Here is a 15,289-nt window from a genome sequence, read left to right as displayed (position 1 = left end):
CTTATGCAATTTAATATCAGTGATATTATAAAAACACTACCACATTCTTATCCGTTTCTCTTAGTAGATAGAGTTATAGAGTGTGATCCTGGTAAAAGTATAAAAGCAATCAAAAATGTGACTTTCAATGAGCCATTTTTTATTGGCCACTTCCCTGGTCATCCGATAATGCCAGGAGTCTTGATAATTGAATCTCTAGCTCAGGCATCTGCTATATGTGTTCTAGGTAAAGAAACAATAGAAAATAAAGTTGTTTACTTGAGATCCATTGAAAATGCAAAATTCAGAAAGCTAGTTACTCCAGGGGACACATTGATTCTTCAAGCTAACATTCAAAGTGTGTGTTTAGGTGTATACAAATTTAGGTGTATTGCATCTGTTAGCGAAGAAAAAGTTGCAGAAGCAACAATCTCAGCAGTATTGCAAAATAAATAAAATCTTCATCTGTAAGAAACAGCATGTACACTTTATAGTATAGCAATGAAGCTGAATTTCAAAATCTCATTTTCGAATCTATATACTCGCAATGGATTAACAAAATTAGATGAGACATTTTTGAATTATATTAAATCATGTGATGAGAGCTTGTTTTGTTCATTAATTGAAGCAAGAGAAAAAGCAGCTTCTTCTTCGATGTCATCCCAGTGTCACCTCCCATCATCCCAGTGTCACCCCCCGTCATCCCAGTGCTTGACACTGGGATCTAGAAAACAAGAAGAACGGTCAGCTACTTGGATGACAGATAGCCAGCTCATTATAGACCTTTCGTACTTACTTGATGGATTTATTGCAAAACTTTTCAATATTGAAAAAGAAATAGAGGAGCTAAAGAAAAAGCACAACGACTTTGCTGTAATATATAAATGCAAAAGGTTATTTGTCCAACGCTATGCATTGAAGAAATACACTAATGTGGCGAATATAAATATTACTAACAAACTAAGTCCTTTTCTCACTTTGCCAACAACAGAAAAAAATTTCGCTGAGCAGGTGATGCATTGGTTTGAAGATAAAGAAAATCACAAAGAGGAAATAGAACTTGCGGCACAATATGCAGCGTGGAGAGTGAAAAATAAACAGAGCATATTATTTAGCATACATAAAAAAATTGACCACGAAAACCTCATACCATTTTCTAAAAAAGAAGTAGACAAAGTTGAAGTGCTGTATTCAAATGAAGTAAAAAGACGATACGGTTTTGACCTAACAAGTGAAAAGGCTAGTTTAGATAAAGCATTGGATAATGCTCACTACTGCATATTTTGTCATAAGCAAAGTAAGGATAGCTGCTCAAAGGGGCTAATTAATGATGACAATACTTTCAAAAAGTCTCCACTTAGAGTTGAACTGCACGGCTGCCCACTAGAGCAGAAAATATCAGAAATGAATCTGGTGAAAAGCGAAGGGTACAGCATAGCAAGTCTTGCAATTGTGATGATAGATAACCCATTATGCGCGGCTACTGGACACAGAATATGCAATGACTGCATGAATTCGTGCATATATCAAAAACAAGAACCCGTAAATGTGCCAGCAATTGAAACAAGGATTCTGGATGATGTGCTCAGTTTACCGTACGGATTTGAAATATATTCTCTGCTCAGCCGTTGGAATCCTTTAAATTTTCAGCGTTCATTGCCAAGAGGAAACACTGGAAAAAACGTTCTAGTTGTAGGCCTTGGTCCTGCTGGTTTTAATTTAGCTCATCATTTGTTGAATGATGGGCATAACGTTATTGCCATTGATGGACTAAAAATTGAGCCTTTGATCGATAATTTCCAGCTAATTAAAGATTTCAAACACGAAAAATTGAGTGAACGCACGGCAGGAGGGTTTGGTGGGGTGGCAGAATATGGCATTACTTCTCGGTGGGATAAGAATTACTTAAAGATTATTAGATTACTGCTGGAAAGACGTGAGAATTTCGTACTTTATGGAGGCATTCGTTTTGGTGGCACGATTAATGCTGATGACGCGTTCAACTTGGGTTTTGATCACATCGCCCTAGCACTTGGCTCTGGTAAGCCACGAATGATCAAAATAAAAAACATACTAGCTCGTGGAGTACGCATGGCATCTGATTTTCTGATGTCGTTACAACTGACTGGCGCTCTTAAATTTGATTCTATAGCAAATCTGCAAGTTCGTATGCCGATAGTTGTCATAGGGGCGGGGCTTACTGCGATTGACACTGCCACTGAAGCTTTAGCGTATTATCCAATTCAAGTAGAAAAATTTCTTCTTCGTTATGAGATATTAGTTGATAAGTATGGAAAGGACTGTGTTGAAAAAGATTGGACAGAAGAAGAGCGCGAAATTGCGAATGAGTTTATATCGCACGCACAATTGATCCGAGAAAAGCAAAAGTTAGCAAAAAAAGAGAATAGAGAAATAAAAATATTAGAGTTAATGCAGAGCCTCGGGGGAGTGAAAGTTATATATAGAAAAGAGCTAAAAGATTCACCGAGTTATCGATTAAATAGCGAAGAGGTGCAAAATGCACTGTCAGAAGGAATTTACTTTATTGAAAACTTAGAGCCAGTTGAAGTTGTGACGGATAAATATAACCATGCTGAGTCAATAAAACTGATAGACACAAAATCCGGCGAAATCAAACGTATAAAAGCACGTTCTATTTTTATAGCAGCAGGTACTGAGCCAAATACAGTTATTGCAACAGAAGATAAAAAGCATTTTAAATTAAGTAATGGGTATTTTACTCATTTGAATTCATCAGGAAAAGAAATAGACCCAATATTTTCTCCTAAAATGCAAAATAAAGATAGAATATTAGTGTATAAGCAAGGCAATAAAACAATCAGCTTTTTTGGTGATCTTCACCCTTCGTATAGTGGCAGCGTCGTGAAAGCTATGGCAAGTGCTAAAAACGGCTACCCTATTATTTCTCAGCTTTTGAGTGGAGTTAATAGCTTCGTTTCTGTCATTCCAGTGTGTGATGTTGTGGGCCAGAAAAAAAATGCGTGGTCAAGTGTTGAAGACCTGGCTAATAAAGAATTATTTAATAGAATCAAAGAGCAATTCACTGCAAAGGTTATAAAAGTTCAATATTTAACAGACAAAGTTGTGGAAATAGTGATCAAAGCACCACTTGCGGCAAAGAATTTTAAGCCTGGGCAATTCTTTAGATTGCAAAATTTTGAAACCAATGGCAGAAAAGCCAATAATACAAACCTTGCTATGGAAGGTATAGCCGTAACCGGCACTGAAGTAGACAAAAAAAAAGGAATTATTTCCACTATTGTGCTGGAAATCGGCGGCTCCACTAATTTATGCAGACACTTAAGAGAAGGCGAGCAAATAATTCTTATGGGCCCAACTGGCAGACCTACTGAGGTTTACTAAGTCTCAATATTAAAGTGATGCCAAATTTTATTTCAAAAAGTAAATAATTTACTAACGCTCGTGCACAAATTAAAAATAAATTATGCACGAGTGTAGCGTTATGAATTAGGAGTGCTATATTAAAGCTTACCTCACTATTAAAGCTATCGGTCAGATTAGGTTTTTAATCTAATCTGACCGGTTTCTCTATAACCCTCTAAACTCTGATATAATTATATGATAATTAGTTTAATTAGTGGTTAATATGCAAATTGATTTTATTCATATATTGAGATAGCATAAACCATATTGGTTTTAATTATTGTGCAACTTTATAAATCGTCACTGTTACTTCTACTGACTGTATTAATAGTTATAGTCCTAAAATTACCTGAAAATTTGAGCATTGCAGTAAATTGGTCTCTCCCAATTCTAGATTTTGATTTATCTTTTCGTACCATACTAATATCTTTTTTATCAGTTGCATTTTTAGCTGTTCTACCAGCACAAAATTTGACTTTTTCAGAGATGCTATCTTTTGCTGCTTACACTATTAGTTCACTTTATGCAGTTTTATCTGAACATATGATATTGGTTATAATATTCTGTGAATTAATGACCATCAGTGCATTTTTTATTATCGCAGCTAGCTGTAGAGATAGTGGACCTGCAATAAGGTACGCTTGTGTACACTTTTTCGTTGGAGTTATATTAATAGCAGGATTGGCACTTCAAAGCACTAACCTGATAATTTTGGGTTTATTGATAAACTGCGCTTGTTTTCCTTTTTCATTTTGGGTTGTTGATGCATATCCTGCTGCATCGCTACATGGCACCACATATCTCTCTTTATTTACCACTAAAGTCTCTTTTTTAGTGATGCTTTTACACACTTATAACCTATGGCAAGATTGTACTGAAATATTAGCGCTTGTAGGCGCCATCACTGCAATTTACAGCATTATATTTGCTTCTCTTGAGCAAAATATTCGCAGATTTTTATGCTATAACGTTGTAGGACAAATGGGCTTGCTGATTATTGCAGGAAGTTTGCTCAGTCCTTCGGAAAAAGCAATACCAATTTTGATACTGCATATAATCTTCTCTCTTGTTTATCAATCATTATTGTTTGTGGTCAGTAATTCGATTATTTCACAAACAAAAACAATTAGTTTTAATGGAGTGGGTAAACTGATGTCAGTGGAAGGCATGTGTGCTATAATCGCAATACTTACAATGGCTGCATTTCCTGGAACCGTTGGATTTATCAGTAAATCATATATCACAGCTGAAATTGAAATGAACACTGTTGCCTTAAAAGGGTATAAAAATTTATATAAGCTTCTAAATTTGCTGCTTCATTTAAGCGTGGGGCTAAAGTTTCTTTATTACTTATTTATTGCAAAAAGTAAGTCAAAACCTTTAGCAGAGAGAGGAAGCAAAATGACTATGATTATTTTAGCATTTATGTGCGTAATCGCTGGCAATCCTTACTTACCTATTTACAATAAACCTTCGATTTTCGATTTTGTGTACAACACAAAAAATATTTGGTCGCAATTTAATTTATTACTATGTACCACTTTATTGTTTATTCCTTTACGCAAGTTATTTTACCCGAGAGTAAATTTTAAAATGGATGTTGATTGGATTTTTAGAGCTTTCATACCCTATATTATCTTGCTGTTCAATCAGTTAGTCTCTAAAACTAGAGAAATGTTTGCCAGCGTAGTGCAAAACTTGACTAATCCACTTGTTGGTTTATACTTTAATAATATTACTAAACTTAAAGAAGTGCTGAGTTATAACTCAGTGAGTTTTGTTTCAGCTTCTTCTCTCTTTTTAATGAGTATTCTACTAATGCTATTATGTTTAAATCGTTAACTGAAAGTTTAAATTCTGTATTTAGTAAACTGAGAGGAAAGTCAATCATTTCTGAAGATGATTTTAATCTTGCCATGCGTGAAATACGCATAGCCTTAATTGAAGCTGACGTTTCACTTGAAGTTGCAAAAAAATTCATCAACAACATTAAAGATAAAGTGATTGGGGAAAAAGTCATAAAAAGTGTTTCTCCAGCACAAATGATAATTAAAATTGTACAGGATAATTTAGTTGCAGTTCTCGGATCAGAGAAAAGTGACTTAAATCTAGCAGTTAAACCCCCTGCTGTGATTATGATGGTGGGCTTACAAGGTGCAGGTAAAACAACTACCTCAGGAAAGCTTGCTTTAAAACTAAAAAAGCAAAAGAAAAAAGTGATGCTTGCCTCTTTAGACATTTATAGGCCTGCTGCCCAGAAACAACTTGAAGTGCTAGGTAAACAAATAGATGTGCAAACTTTACCTGTAGTAATAGATGAGAAGCCCATTACAATTACAAAAAGGGCAATAGCAATAGCAAAGAACGATAATTATGATGTATTAATACTAGACACTGCAGGCAGGCTTCATATTGACAATAATATGATGAATGAGTTGAAAGCCGTAAAGGAAATAGCTTCACCTGCAGAAGTTATTTTAGTAGCCGACGCAATGATAGGCCAGGATGCGGTCAACATTGCCAAATCATTCAATGAGGTAATAGGTGTAACCGGCATTATTCTCACCCGTGTTGATGGTGATGCACGTGGTGGTGCTGCTCTTTCTATGAAAATGATCGCCGATTGTCCAATTAAATTTATTGCTTGTGGTGAAAAATTAAGTGACCTCGATGATTTTTATCCCGATAGAATTGCAAAAAGGATACTTAGCATGGGTGATGTTGTCTCATTGGTTGAAAAAGCTGCTGAGATTGTTGGTCAGGAAGAAATTGATAAGTTACAAAAGAAAGTGAAAAAAGGTAAATTCGACCTAAACGACCTAGTGGGAATGTTAAAAACTCTGAGTAAAATGGATGGCATTAGCAACATAATGAAATTCATTCCTAGTTCATTTACAAAAAAGCTAAGTAGCAGTGTGCCAGATGACAATAAAGTGAAAAAATATATAGCCATCATAAACTCAATGACTGAAAAAGAAAGGCAAAATCCAGATATTTTAAATGGCAAAAGAAGACTTAGAATTTCTAAGGGGTCCGGAACAACTGTAACTGACATTAATCTTCTAATTAAGCAGTATAATCAAATGAGCTCTATGGTAAATAAGTTCAGTAAAGTTGACCATAGTAAACTCAAAGAATCTGATTTGATGGATATGCTAAGCAGAAAGTAAGTCAGCAGGTAGTGGAATGAGACAAATCATCAGTAAACCTTTAGCTATATCAAAAGCGGCTTAGGTCTCGCAAAAAAATTTACAGCTTCTTGCTAGCCAAGAAATTTATTATTAATTTTAAGAAATACTATAGCTGACCCAAGCAACACGTCATACCGCCGCGGTATCTCTAGATCCCGCTAACACGTAGCGGGATGACGAGGCTTACCTTATCGGATTGTTTCAACACGTCATACCGCGATTCATTCGCGGTATCTCATCCGCTAACAAGCAGCTGGATACTATCTACACCGTCATACCGCGATTCATTCGCGGTATCTCATCCGCTAACAAGAGATCCCGCTAACAAGCAGCGGGATGACGAGTTACTATACCGCTGCGAACCGTCATACCGCCGTGGTATCTCTAGATCCCGCTAACACGTAGTGGGATGACGATTGTCAGGGTAGCTGTCATCCCAGTAGCCTCTTTCTCTTGTCATCCTAGTGCCCTGACTACTTGGATCCAGGAAAAAGAATGGTGTCATGAAAGTAGCTGACACTGGTCTCCATCCAAAAGGGTGTCATCCGAGTAGCTTGACTACTTGGATCCAGGAAACTTAATTGCAAGTAATGCATTGGGTTTGGTGAGTATGGGTTTTGCGTTATAGAATGAAGCACTTTTTGTGAATTTGTAAAGAAAACTGGATCCAAGTAGTCAGGGCACTGGGATGACATCATCCTTTTTTTTGGATTCCAGACTGGAATGACAGCAGTCCTACGTCATACCGCGATTCATTCGCGGTATCTCTAGATCCCGCTAACAAGCAGCGGGATGACGGTTGTCGTTTAGCTATAAATATTTAAGAAATTTACTAAACAGAAAAAAAGGCAAAAGAAGCCCCGTAGTTGGCTAATTACTTACATTATACTTTCAAGTATGGCGTTTTTTTATTCTAAACGCTTAATAACCGCGACTCAGCTGCTTTTAAATGCAACTAACCTTAGCTATAAATGTTTAAGAAATTTACTAAACAGAAAAAAAGGCAAAAGAAACCCTAGGGTAGCTAGTTATTCACTATCCATTTTTTAAGTTGGCGTTTTTTTATGTTTTAAACGCTTTATAAGCGCGTTTCAGCTTATGTAGGTAGAAGTTTGATAAAGACATAAGGTGCACATAGTGCAAAAAATTAAACATGAGACGCCAGATACGTGAGTTTTTTTGTCATTTAATCTGTACAGAGAAGATAAATAAATAGCTTCAGTTTCATGATAAGGGGGCTGGCGGAGTTTGTCAAGTAAGTTTTTTCGTTTCTATTGTAATGACAGTTATGGCCTGTGCAAGAAATCTATTGATTTACAGCAGGTTCTTTGTTACAGTCCACAGTTATGCAAAGAAACTTAAAGCCTCATGAGTTTATTTACAGCCAGTGGTTTACATAATTTGGAGCTGTATAGCTGAGTATTGTATATGATAATATTGATAACAAACGATGATGGCTTTGGAAGTGAAGGAATAAAATTACTCAAAGAGGTTGCACGGAATTTTGCGTCAGAAATATGGATAGTGGCACCAGATACTGATAGAAGCGGAGCTGCAAGATCTCTTGATTATCCAGTGAAACAATCTATTGGAATAAAACAACATAGTGAAAGGGAATTTAGTGTGTCTGGTACTCCTGCAGATTGTGTCATTATTGCGCTAAATAAAGTTATGAATAAAAAACCAGACTTAATATTGTCCGGAGTAAATATTGGATCAAATGTCGGGGACGATATTTGTTATTCAGGAACAATTGGTGCTGTAATGGAAGGTGCTGCAAGGTCTATACCTTCTATTGCGCTAAGCCAAGTTTATCATGATAAAATAGACTGGCACAATACAAAGGTTTTTGCACCAAAGGTTATTGCCAAGCTAGTTAAGGTTGGTTGGCCTAAAAACATAGTGATGAGTGTAAATTTTCCTGCTACGGAAAAAGTAAAAGGAGTAGAATTTGCTGAACAAGGTGAATATAACATTGATGGGGATTTAACTTTTACTGAAAATTCGAATGGCTCTTTTAGCTTAAATTGGTCTCGAGAGCACTCAGGCAGTGGTAGTATAAATAAAATAAAAGAAGGATTTATTACTATTACACCGGTAAAATTAGATTTTACAGATTATGATACTTTGAATACTATGAAAAATTCTTGTGCAGACGAATTTTCTTCTATAGCTGACTGAGAAAAACATTTGCATTGCTCCTAATAGATATTTTCTATTGTGTTATCGCGAGCAATTATTTTTTCTTCACCTGTATCCATGTTTTTAATCTTTAAAGTTTTACTACTCAATTCTTCATCGCCAAAGATTAAAGCAGCTTTAGCATTTGCTTGATTTGCTTTTTTCATTCGGGTTCTGAGCGTTCCGCTATATTCATAGATTACATATAAACCATTTCTGCGCAATTCATTTGCAAGTGTTAAAGCATGTTTTTCAGCCTCTCTACCGATTGGAATTAGGTAAATAGGTCGCTCTTCTTTCGGAGAATAATTGATTAACTCCATTATGCGCTCAATACCCCCTGCAAATCCTATTGCTGGAGTGTGTTTTCCACCTACTGAAGATACTAAATTATCGTATCTTCCACCGGCAAAAACTGCCCCTTGTGCACCTAAATCCTCTGTAACAAACTCAAACACTGTGTGGCAATAATAATCCAAACCTCGAACTAGTTTATTGTTTACGGTATAAGGTATATCAAGAATTGTTAATCCATTTAGTATTTGTTCAAAGAAATCTGAGGACTCTTTCGTATAATAATTGCTGATTTTAGGCGCATCAGAAATTATTGATTTATCTTTCTCATCCTTGGAATCCAGTATTCTGAGTGGATTTTTGATCAACCTATTTTTGCTATCTTCTGATAGATCATTTTGATACTTTGTAAAGTATAAGATCAAAGCTTCTCTATATTTAGTTATTGTTTCACCATCACCTAAAGAGTTGATTTCCAGCTTTACATTTTTATTGATGCCAAATTCAGTTAGTAAGTGCTGAGCGAGTGATATCAATTCAATATCAGCTTTTGGATCTTCTATGCCAAAAACCTCAAAATTTATCTGATGAAATTGCCTTTGTCTTCCCTTTTGCGGTCTTTCATAGCGAAATGCAGGTCCTGTTGAGAATAATTTTATCGGTGTTTGCAGTTTTTTTTCAATGAGTAGCCTGACAATCGCTGCAGTGAACTCAGGACGTAAAGTTATGCTCTTTCCCCCTTTATCATTGAAGCTATACATCTCTTTAGTGATGATGTCTGAGCTATTACCTAAGGTTTTTGTAAAAACCTCCGTGCACTCAAATATTGGAGTTTGGGCGGGCAAAAAGCCGTATAAACTTGAGATTCTGTTTGCTGTTTGCTCTATGTATTTAAACTTGTACCATTCATCAAACAGGAGATCTTTTGTTCCTCTAACCGTTTGATTAGTCATAGTGTGGTCTCTATACCTGCAATCTCTGGTATGTGGTAGCTCAGCATATTTTGCACTCCTTGCTTTAAAGTAATTGCAGCACTTGGGCATCCAGAGCAAGCTCCTTGCAACTCAACATAAACTATTCCATCTTTATAGCCACGAAATTTGATATCGCCACCATCTTGAGCAACTGCAGGTTTGATATGACTTTCCATCAATTCTTTTATTCTATTTACAATTTCTATATCATTTTTATCAAAAAATTCTTCATCTGGATCATTCACTTCTTCTTTATCTAGTGCTTTTCCACCAGAAGTAAAGTGATTCATGATTGTAGTTAAAACTTCTACTTTTAATATATCCCAATTAATTCCATCCAATTTTGTTACTGAAATAAAATCATGACCGAAAAATACTCTTACCACATGCTCTATTTGAAAAAGATTTGCTGCTAGTTTAGAATTTTTTATCTCATTCGCATTTGAAAAATCAGCAGTTTCTCCTTCGTTTAAAATTTCAAATCCAGGAAGGAATTTTAGCGTATTTGGGTTTGGTGTTTCTTCAATCTGGATGAACATGTTATTTACCATGACAATTATAATTGTTACTATTTAATCATAAAATGATAAAAAAATATACATGTCATTCATCTTTTTTCTTTTTTTAGTATTCATAGTAATTACATTTGTCTTGCCTAGCGTTGTTATATTTTTTCTTTTCCTGACAAAAAAAAATAATATGAGTTTCATGATGAACTCTATATTGAGTAAGTTTTTGAACGAATTTAGTAGCAGTAGAAGTTATACTGAAAATTACACTGGTGATAACATGTCCAAGGATGAAGCATTAAAGATACTGGGGCTGAATCCTGAGGCAAGTCAAAATGAAATCAATAAAGCATATCAAAATTTAATGAAATTAGTTCACCCAGATAAGGGAGGCTCGGAATATTTTGCGCAAAAGCTAAATGCGGCACGTGATAAATTGTTAAAAAAGTGATCTTAAAAAAAGTTTTCGTTTAACGAATTTCTTCCTTTGCTTTTTCTAAATACTCCAATATTGCTTCATGTAGTGCAGTCCATGTTATCTGTTCTTCCAGGGAAGGTATAAATTCTTGTCTCCAAGCATTCTTAAACTCCTGAAACCACTGTTTTTCAAAACCCTGAAATTCTAAAGAAATATCTACTTTAAAGCTATCAATTAAACTGGAAACTTCTGCAGCTTTAGAGCTATCTAGTGATTTTAAAGATAACACTCCACTCTTTAAAATCTCTAACTCTTCCAATACATTAAGCTTAAATGGTTTATAGAGTGAAGACCATATGCGATATCTTAAATAAGAATCATAGTATAACTTAATTTTGTACATTAAAGTGGTAGATGCATCAGGAGAAATGTTATTCTCATATTGTGCAAGAGAAGATAATAAATTCTCATAATCTACTTTGCTTAAACATGGTTGTAGAGTCGATTTAATTTTTTCACTAAAGGTTAGATAACTAGAAGAAATGCCATGACTATATTCACTAAAGAATTCAGGAAATATATCTGCTTGTTCTAGTTTAAGAGGTAGATCTTTTCTAATTTCTCTTGGTAAATTATGTATTGAAAACTGATAAATAACCCATACAAAATTCTCATCAAACTCATCTGAGTAATCAGCATTATTATCAGGAAAAATTACATTACCTTTCTTATCATTCCAAGGTTCTATCTTATAGAAAAATCTGTTCAGCCTTTGTTTTAATTTCAAAATACCTTCATTTCTATCACCTGCTTTATACAATGTTTTGCCCATTTTGTGTTTAGCATCTTTAGGGTTTATTCTGTCACTTATGTGCAATCCAATTTCATTTTTCTCTAATAACTCCCAATCAAACAATTTGTGTGGATCTGGTTTACGCATTGTATAGCCAAGCTCTGGATCATACACTATAGTTCCTATTTCAGAATGACTAAATATCATATCCCTTTTAATTTTAAAACGCTCCATAAGGTATAAAATCAGCTCTTTAACAGATCTCATTTGCTCTTCCGGAAAAGGCTCAAGTCCTGTGTTTACAATTTCAATACCTACAGAATAGTTGTTAAGCTTCCGTAACTCTTCAAGCTTACTATCTACCTTAACTCTTGCATAACTAATACCAGCATGCCATGCTTCTTTCTCTAATGGAACCATTAAGGTGATGCTGCCATCCCTATCGACAATAAAATGAACTGACAATCCTCTAGCATTCAGCGTATCTTTTGTACCTTTTAGTGTTGATGTTTCAGTATGGTGAACTATAACCATTAACACTTTTTTACCTGCCCTATCACCATAATTTAAAGCTGAAGCTGGATCTAAAAATAACAAATCCTGATCTTTCAATAATGGTAATTTTTCTTGTAAATCTTGAAAATCATTCTCGATATTGCTTGAACTGGATACTTGCCCAGATATGAGAAATGCTGAGACAGTAATCAGTAAAACTAATAAATATTTGTTGACTTTAGATAGTTGGATTTTCATACCATCTTCATAAACACTTTGTAGATAATTTTTCATTATATAGTTAGAATAGGGTTGTTGAATAAATTTACAAGACAAAATCATACTAGTCTGGTAGTAGTAACATGTTCAGAGATGGAGCATTTAAAGTGCTAGGAATAGATTCTGGAGCGAACCAAAATGAAATCAATAAAGCATATCAAAATTTAATGAAATTAGTTCACCCAGATAAAGGAGGCTCGGAATATTTTGCACAAAAATTAAACGCAGCACGTGACAGGTTGCTGAAGAGGTAATTAATATTGCTTTAAAGTTTTTATTTGTGCGTAAAGGATAAGTTGCTACAATAAAAAAATAAGATAAAAGTAGCAATGGACATGTGTTCAGAAAGGTTTAAGTTATGCAGGAAGATAACAAAAAAGAAACAATAAAAGAAGAAAAAGGCATATTAGGATGGATAGAATATAGATTGCCTATATTTTCTTTTCTAAGACACACTGCTTCTTACCAAGTGCCAAAAAACTTAAATTATGCTTGGAACTTTGGCTCTTTGGCTGGTATAGCGCTGATTTTACAAATAATAACAGGTATATTTCTTGCTATGCACTACACTCCGCATGTTGATTATGCGTTTAATAGTGTAGAGCGCATAATGCGAGATGTGAATTACGGGTGGTTAATACGCTACACTCACGCTGTTGGAGCATCGCTCTTCTTTATGGTAGTCTATGTTCATATAATGCGTGGATTATATTACGGATCTTATAAAAGACCGAGAGAGATGGTGTGGTTTATTGGAATATTTATATTTTTTGCAATGATGGCAACTGCCTTTATGGGATATGTATTGCCTTGGGGACAAATGAGTTTCTGGGGTGCAACAGTTATAACCAACTTATTTTCTGCTATACCTTTAATTGGCAATAAAATAGTTATATGGTTATGGGGTGGTTTTTCAGTGGATAACCCAACACTTAACCGTTTTTTCGCTCTGCATTATCTTCTGCCTTTTGTTATTATTGCTTTAGCTATGCTTCATGTGATAGCTCTGCATAGGTTTGGCTCTGGTAACCCAAGTGGAGTGGAGGTAAAATCAGATAAGGATACCATCCCTCTCTATCCTTATTATATAGTCAAGGATTGCATAACTTTTGGTCTGTTTTTTGTAGTTTTGTTCGCATTTGTTTTCTATGCTCCCAATTATCTTGGGCATCCAGACAATTATATAGAAGCTGATTCTATGGTCACTCCGGTACATATAGTGCCAGAGTGGTATTTTTTACCTTTTTATGCAATGCTACGTTCAATTCCAGATAAACTTACTGGTGTGCTTACCATGTTTGCGTCTATTTTAGTGTGGTTTTTGTTACCTTGGCTTGATAAATCAAAAGTTAAAAGTGCTGCTTATCGCCCGGTGTTTAAGAAATTTTTTTGGGTTTTTGCAATAAATTTTGTACTTCTTGCCTGGCTTGGAGGACAAGAGGTAAAAGAGCCTTACATCACTATGAGTAGGCTATCTACTCTTTATTACTTTGCATACTTTGTGATAGTTTTACCACTGCTTAGTAAGTATGAAAAGCCAAAAGAACCACCAAAAACCTTAAGTGATTCTGTGCCGGAGATGAGGTGATGTCAATTCAAAGCAGATCTTTTACAAAATTCTCTGTCATCCCAGAGCTCTCTTCTGTCATCCCAGAGCCCTCTTTTGTCATCCCAGTGCTTGACACTGGGATCCAGAAAAAAAATAAATGGATTCCAGCATCATGTACACAATTGTATGAACGTTGTATACAACACACAGTGTCATTCCACTATCTTCCGTTGTCATCCCAGTGCTTGACACTGGGATCCAGGTATAAAAATACTTACAAATCATGCAATGGACAACAGATTCTAGGAGTGCATGATAACCATAATGTCAGTGATGAAATAAGCTGGATTCCAGTGTCAGCTACTTGCATGACATCAATTCGAAATTTACTAAAACAGTGGTTATGCATGGGATCTAATGTATTTGCAATCTTCTGCATGTTATTTCTATCTAGTCTTATATCTGCAGAAGAATTTAAATCATCACCAAATAAGAAAATAGACTGGAAATTTGATGGAATTGTCGGATCTTTCGATAGAGAGTCAATTCAGCGTGGCTATAAAGTGTATAAAGAAGTCTGTGCTGCTTGTCATTCAATGAATAGGGTAGCATTTCGTAATTTGCAAGATGTCGGTTTTTCTGAAGAAGATGTAAAACAAATAGCAGCTTCTTATCAAGTTAAAGATGGTCCGAATGATTTGGGTGAAATGTTTGACAGACCTGGAGTACCTTCGGATTATTTTATTGCGCCTTTTGATACAAAAGAAGCAGCTGCAGCAAGCAACAATGGTGCAGTCCCACCAGACTTATCATTAATTATTAAAGCAAGGCATGATGGTGCAAATTATGTCTATTCATTGTTAACAGGCTATCAAAACGGCGAACACGATGAAAATGATTTATATTTTAATTCGTATTTTCCAACAGGCAGATTAGCTATGGCGCCACCACTTTCTGAAGGAATGGTGGAATATGATGGTGCAAGGCAAGCCACAGTTGAAAATATGGCGTATGATGTGATAAATTTTTTACAATGGGCAGCAGAGCCAGAATTAGAGCGCCGGCATAAACTTGGATTAAAAGTAGTGGCGTATTTTATAATTTTAACAGTGTTTTTTGTATTAACTAACAACAAAGTTTGGAGCAAGCTCTATAAAAAGAAGTGATAGTCAATTTTGCCTCAAGCACAATGGTTGTCATCCAAGTAGCTAACACTGGTTCC

Annotated in this window: 13 protein-coding genes; 9 read left to right on the top strand and 4 right to left on the bottom strand. The window is 35.3% G+C overall.

The window, feature by feature from the left end; all coding sequences use genetic code 11:
• Positions 1-3 precede the first annotated feature (3 nt).
• The 4 genes from fabZ to ffh all read left to right on the top strand — a co-directional run bounded on the left by fabZ (position 4) and on the right by ffh (position 6,554).
• The gene (fabZ, locus tag OOK90_RS00260) at positions 4-435 is read left to right on the top strand and encodes a 3-hydroxyacyl-ACP dehydratase FabZ (protein ID WP_010082082.1); all 432 of its coding nucleotides are present in this window, start codon (positions 4-6) and stop codon (positions 433-435) included.
• A 45-nt stretch (positions 436-480) separates the two neighbouring features.
• Positions 481-3,363, top strand: coding sequence for an FAD-dependent oxidoreductase (locus OOK90_RS00255; protein WP_264705919.1), 2,883 nt, complete (start codon positions 481-483; stop codon positions 3,361-3,363).
• Between the two features lie 303 nt (positions 3,364-3,666).
• The gene (locus OOK90_RS00250) at positions 3,667-5,226 is read left to right on the top strand and encodes a proton-conducting transporter transmembrane domain-containing protein (protein ID WP_264705918.1); all 1,560 of its coding nucleotides are present in this window, start codon (positions 3,667-3,669) and stop codon (positions 5,224-5,226) included.
• Positions 5,211-6,554 (top strand): signal recognition particle protein, encoded by a 1,344-nt coding sequence (gene ffh / locus OOK90_RS00245; RefSeq protein WP_264705916.1) that lies wholly within the window; start codon positions 5,211-5,213, stop codon positions 6,552-6,554. Before OOK90_RS00250 ends, ffh begins: the two co-directional genes overlap by 16 nt.
• A gap of 415 nt (positions 6,555-6,969) precedes the next feature.
• Here ffh and OOK90_RS00240 read toward each other — a convergent pair whose 3' ends face one another.
• Positions 6,970-7,095 (bottom strand): hypothetical protein, encoded by a 126-nt coding sequence (locus OOK90_RS00240; protein ID WP_264705915.1) that lies wholly within the window; start codon positions 7,093-7,095, stop codon positions 6,970-6,972.
• A gap of 908 nt (positions 7,096-8,003) precedes the next feature.
• On the opposite strand from OOK90_RS00240, the gene surE reads away from it, so the two are divergent.
• Entirely contained in the window at positions 8,004-8,756 is a 753-nt protein-coding gene (gene surE / locus OOK90_RS00235) for a 5'/3'-nucleotidase SurE (RefSeq protein WP_010081939.1), read from the top strand.
• A gap of 20 nt (positions 8,757-8,776) precedes the next feature.
• Here surE and hisS read toward each other — a convergent pair whose 3' ends face one another.
• Entirely contained in the window at positions 8,777-10,003 is a 1,227-nt protein-coding gene (gene hisS / locus OOK90_RS00230; protein WP_264705914.1) for a histidine--tRNA ligase, read from the bottom strand.
• Positions 10,000-10,563, bottom strand: coding sequence for a NifU family protein (locus tag OOK90_RS00225; protein ID WP_022626407.1), 564 nt, complete (start codon positions 10,561-10,563; stop codon positions 10,000-10,002). Before OOK90_RS00225 ends, hisS begins: the two co-directional genes overlap by 4 nt.
• A 160-nt stretch (positions 10,564-10,723) precedes the next feature.
• Between OOK90_RS00225 and OOK90_RS00220 the strand changes: the two genes are divergently transcribed.
• Entirely contained in the window at positions 10,724-10,984 is a 261-nt protein-coding gene (locus OOK90_RS00220) for a J domain-containing protein (protein ID WP_227738613.1), read from the top strand.
• A 19-nt stretch (positions 10,985-11,003) separates the two neighbouring features.
• Here OOK90_RS00220 and OOK90_RS00215 read toward each other — a convergent pair whose 3' ends face one another.
• The gene (locus OOK90_RS00215) at positions 11,004-12,533 is read right to left on the bottom strand and encodes an N-acetylmuramoyl-L-alanine amidase (protein WP_223823148.1); all 1,530 of its coding nucleotides are present in this window, start codon (positions 12,531-12,533) and stop codon (positions 11,004-11,006) included.
• A 68-nt stretch (positions 12,534-12,601) separates the two neighbouring features.
• On the opposite strand from OOK90_RS00215, the gene OOK90_RS00210 reads away from it, so the two are divergent.
• From OOK90_RS00210 to OOK90_RS00200, 3 genes are all read left to right on the top strand, one after another.
• Positions 12,602-12,772 carry a J domain-containing protein gene (locus tag OOK90_RS00210; protein ID WP_010082675.1) on the top strand — a complete coding sequence of 57 codons (171 nt, stop codon included), beginning with the start codon at positions 12,602-12,604 and terminating at the stop codon, positions 12,770-12,772.
• 104 nt (positions 12,773-12,876) lie between these two features.
• The gene (locus OOK90_RS00205; RefSeq protein ID WP_264705912.1) at positions 12,877-14,106 is read left to right on the top strand and encodes a cytochrome b; all 1,230 of its coding nucleotides are present in this window, start codon (positions 12,877-12,879) and stop codon (positions 14,104-14,106) included.
• Between the two features lie 368 nt (positions 14,107-14,474).
• Positions 14,475-15,233: a cytochrome c1 gene (locus OOK90_RS00200; RefSeq protein WP_010963022.1), complete on the top strand. Its 759-nt coding sequence runs from the start codon at positions 14,475-14,477 to the stop codon at positions 15,231-15,233.
• Positions 15,234-15,289 lie beyond the last annotated feature (56 nt).

Origin of the sequence: Wolbachia endosymbiont (group A) of Ancistrocerus nigricornis (genome assembly GCF_947250785.1) — a bacterium.
Taxonomy (GTDB): Bacteria; Pseudomonadota; Alphaproteobacteria; order Rickettsiales; family Anaplasmataceae; genus Wolbachia; species Wolbachia pipientis.
Note: the sequence above shows the minus strand (reverse complement) of the source record. Positions and strands in the feature narration are given on the sequence as shown.

What these genes read in the sequence shown, in the direction of transcription:
- fabZ (WP_010082082.1), top strand. Translation starts at nt 4, where the DNA reads ATGCAATTTAATATCAGTGATATTATAAAAACACTACCACATTCTTAT.
- OOK90_RS00200 (WP_010963022.1), top strand. Translation starts at nt 14,475, where the DNA reads ATGGGATCTAATGTATTTGCAATCTTCTGCATGTTATTTCTATCTAGT.
- ffh (WP_264705916.1), top strand. Translation starts at nt 5,211, where the DNA reads ATGTTTAAATCGTTAACTGAAAGTTTAAATTCTGTATTTAGTAAACTG.
- hisS (WP_264705914.1), bottom strand. Translation starts at nt 10,003, where the DNA reads ATGACTAATCAAACGGTTAGAGGAACAAAAGATCTCCTGTTTGATGAA.
- OOK90_RS00205 (WP_264705912.1), top strand. Translation starts at nt 12,877, where the DNA reads ATGCAGGAAGATAACAAAAAAGAAACAATAAAAGAAGAAAAAGGCATA.
- OOK90_RS00210 (WP_010082675.1), top strand. Translation starts at nt 12,602, where the DNA reads ATGTTCAGAGATGGAGCATTTAAAGTGCTAGGAATAGATTCTGGAGCG.
- surE (WP_010081939.1), top strand. Translation starts at nt 8,004, where the DNA reads ATGATAATATTGATAACAAACGATGATGGCTTTGGAAGTGAAGGAATA.
- OOK90_RS00225 (WP_022626407.1), bottom strand. Translation starts at nt 10,563, where the DNA reads ATGTTCATCCAGATTGAAGAAACACCAAACCCAAATACGCTAAAATTC.
- OOK90_RS00220 (WP_227738613.1), top strand. Translation starts at nt 10,724, where the DNA reads ATGAGTTTCATGATGAACTCTATATTGAGTAAGTTTTTGAACGAATTT.
- OOK90_RS00255 (WP_264705919.1), top strand. Translation starts at nt 481, where the DNA reads ATGAAGCTGAATTTCAAAATCTCATTTTCGAATCTATATACTCGCAAT.
- OOK90_RS00215 (WP_223823148.1), bottom strand. Translation starts at nt 12,533, where the DNA reads ATGAAAAATTATCTACAAAGTGTTTATGAAGATGGTATGAAAATCCAA.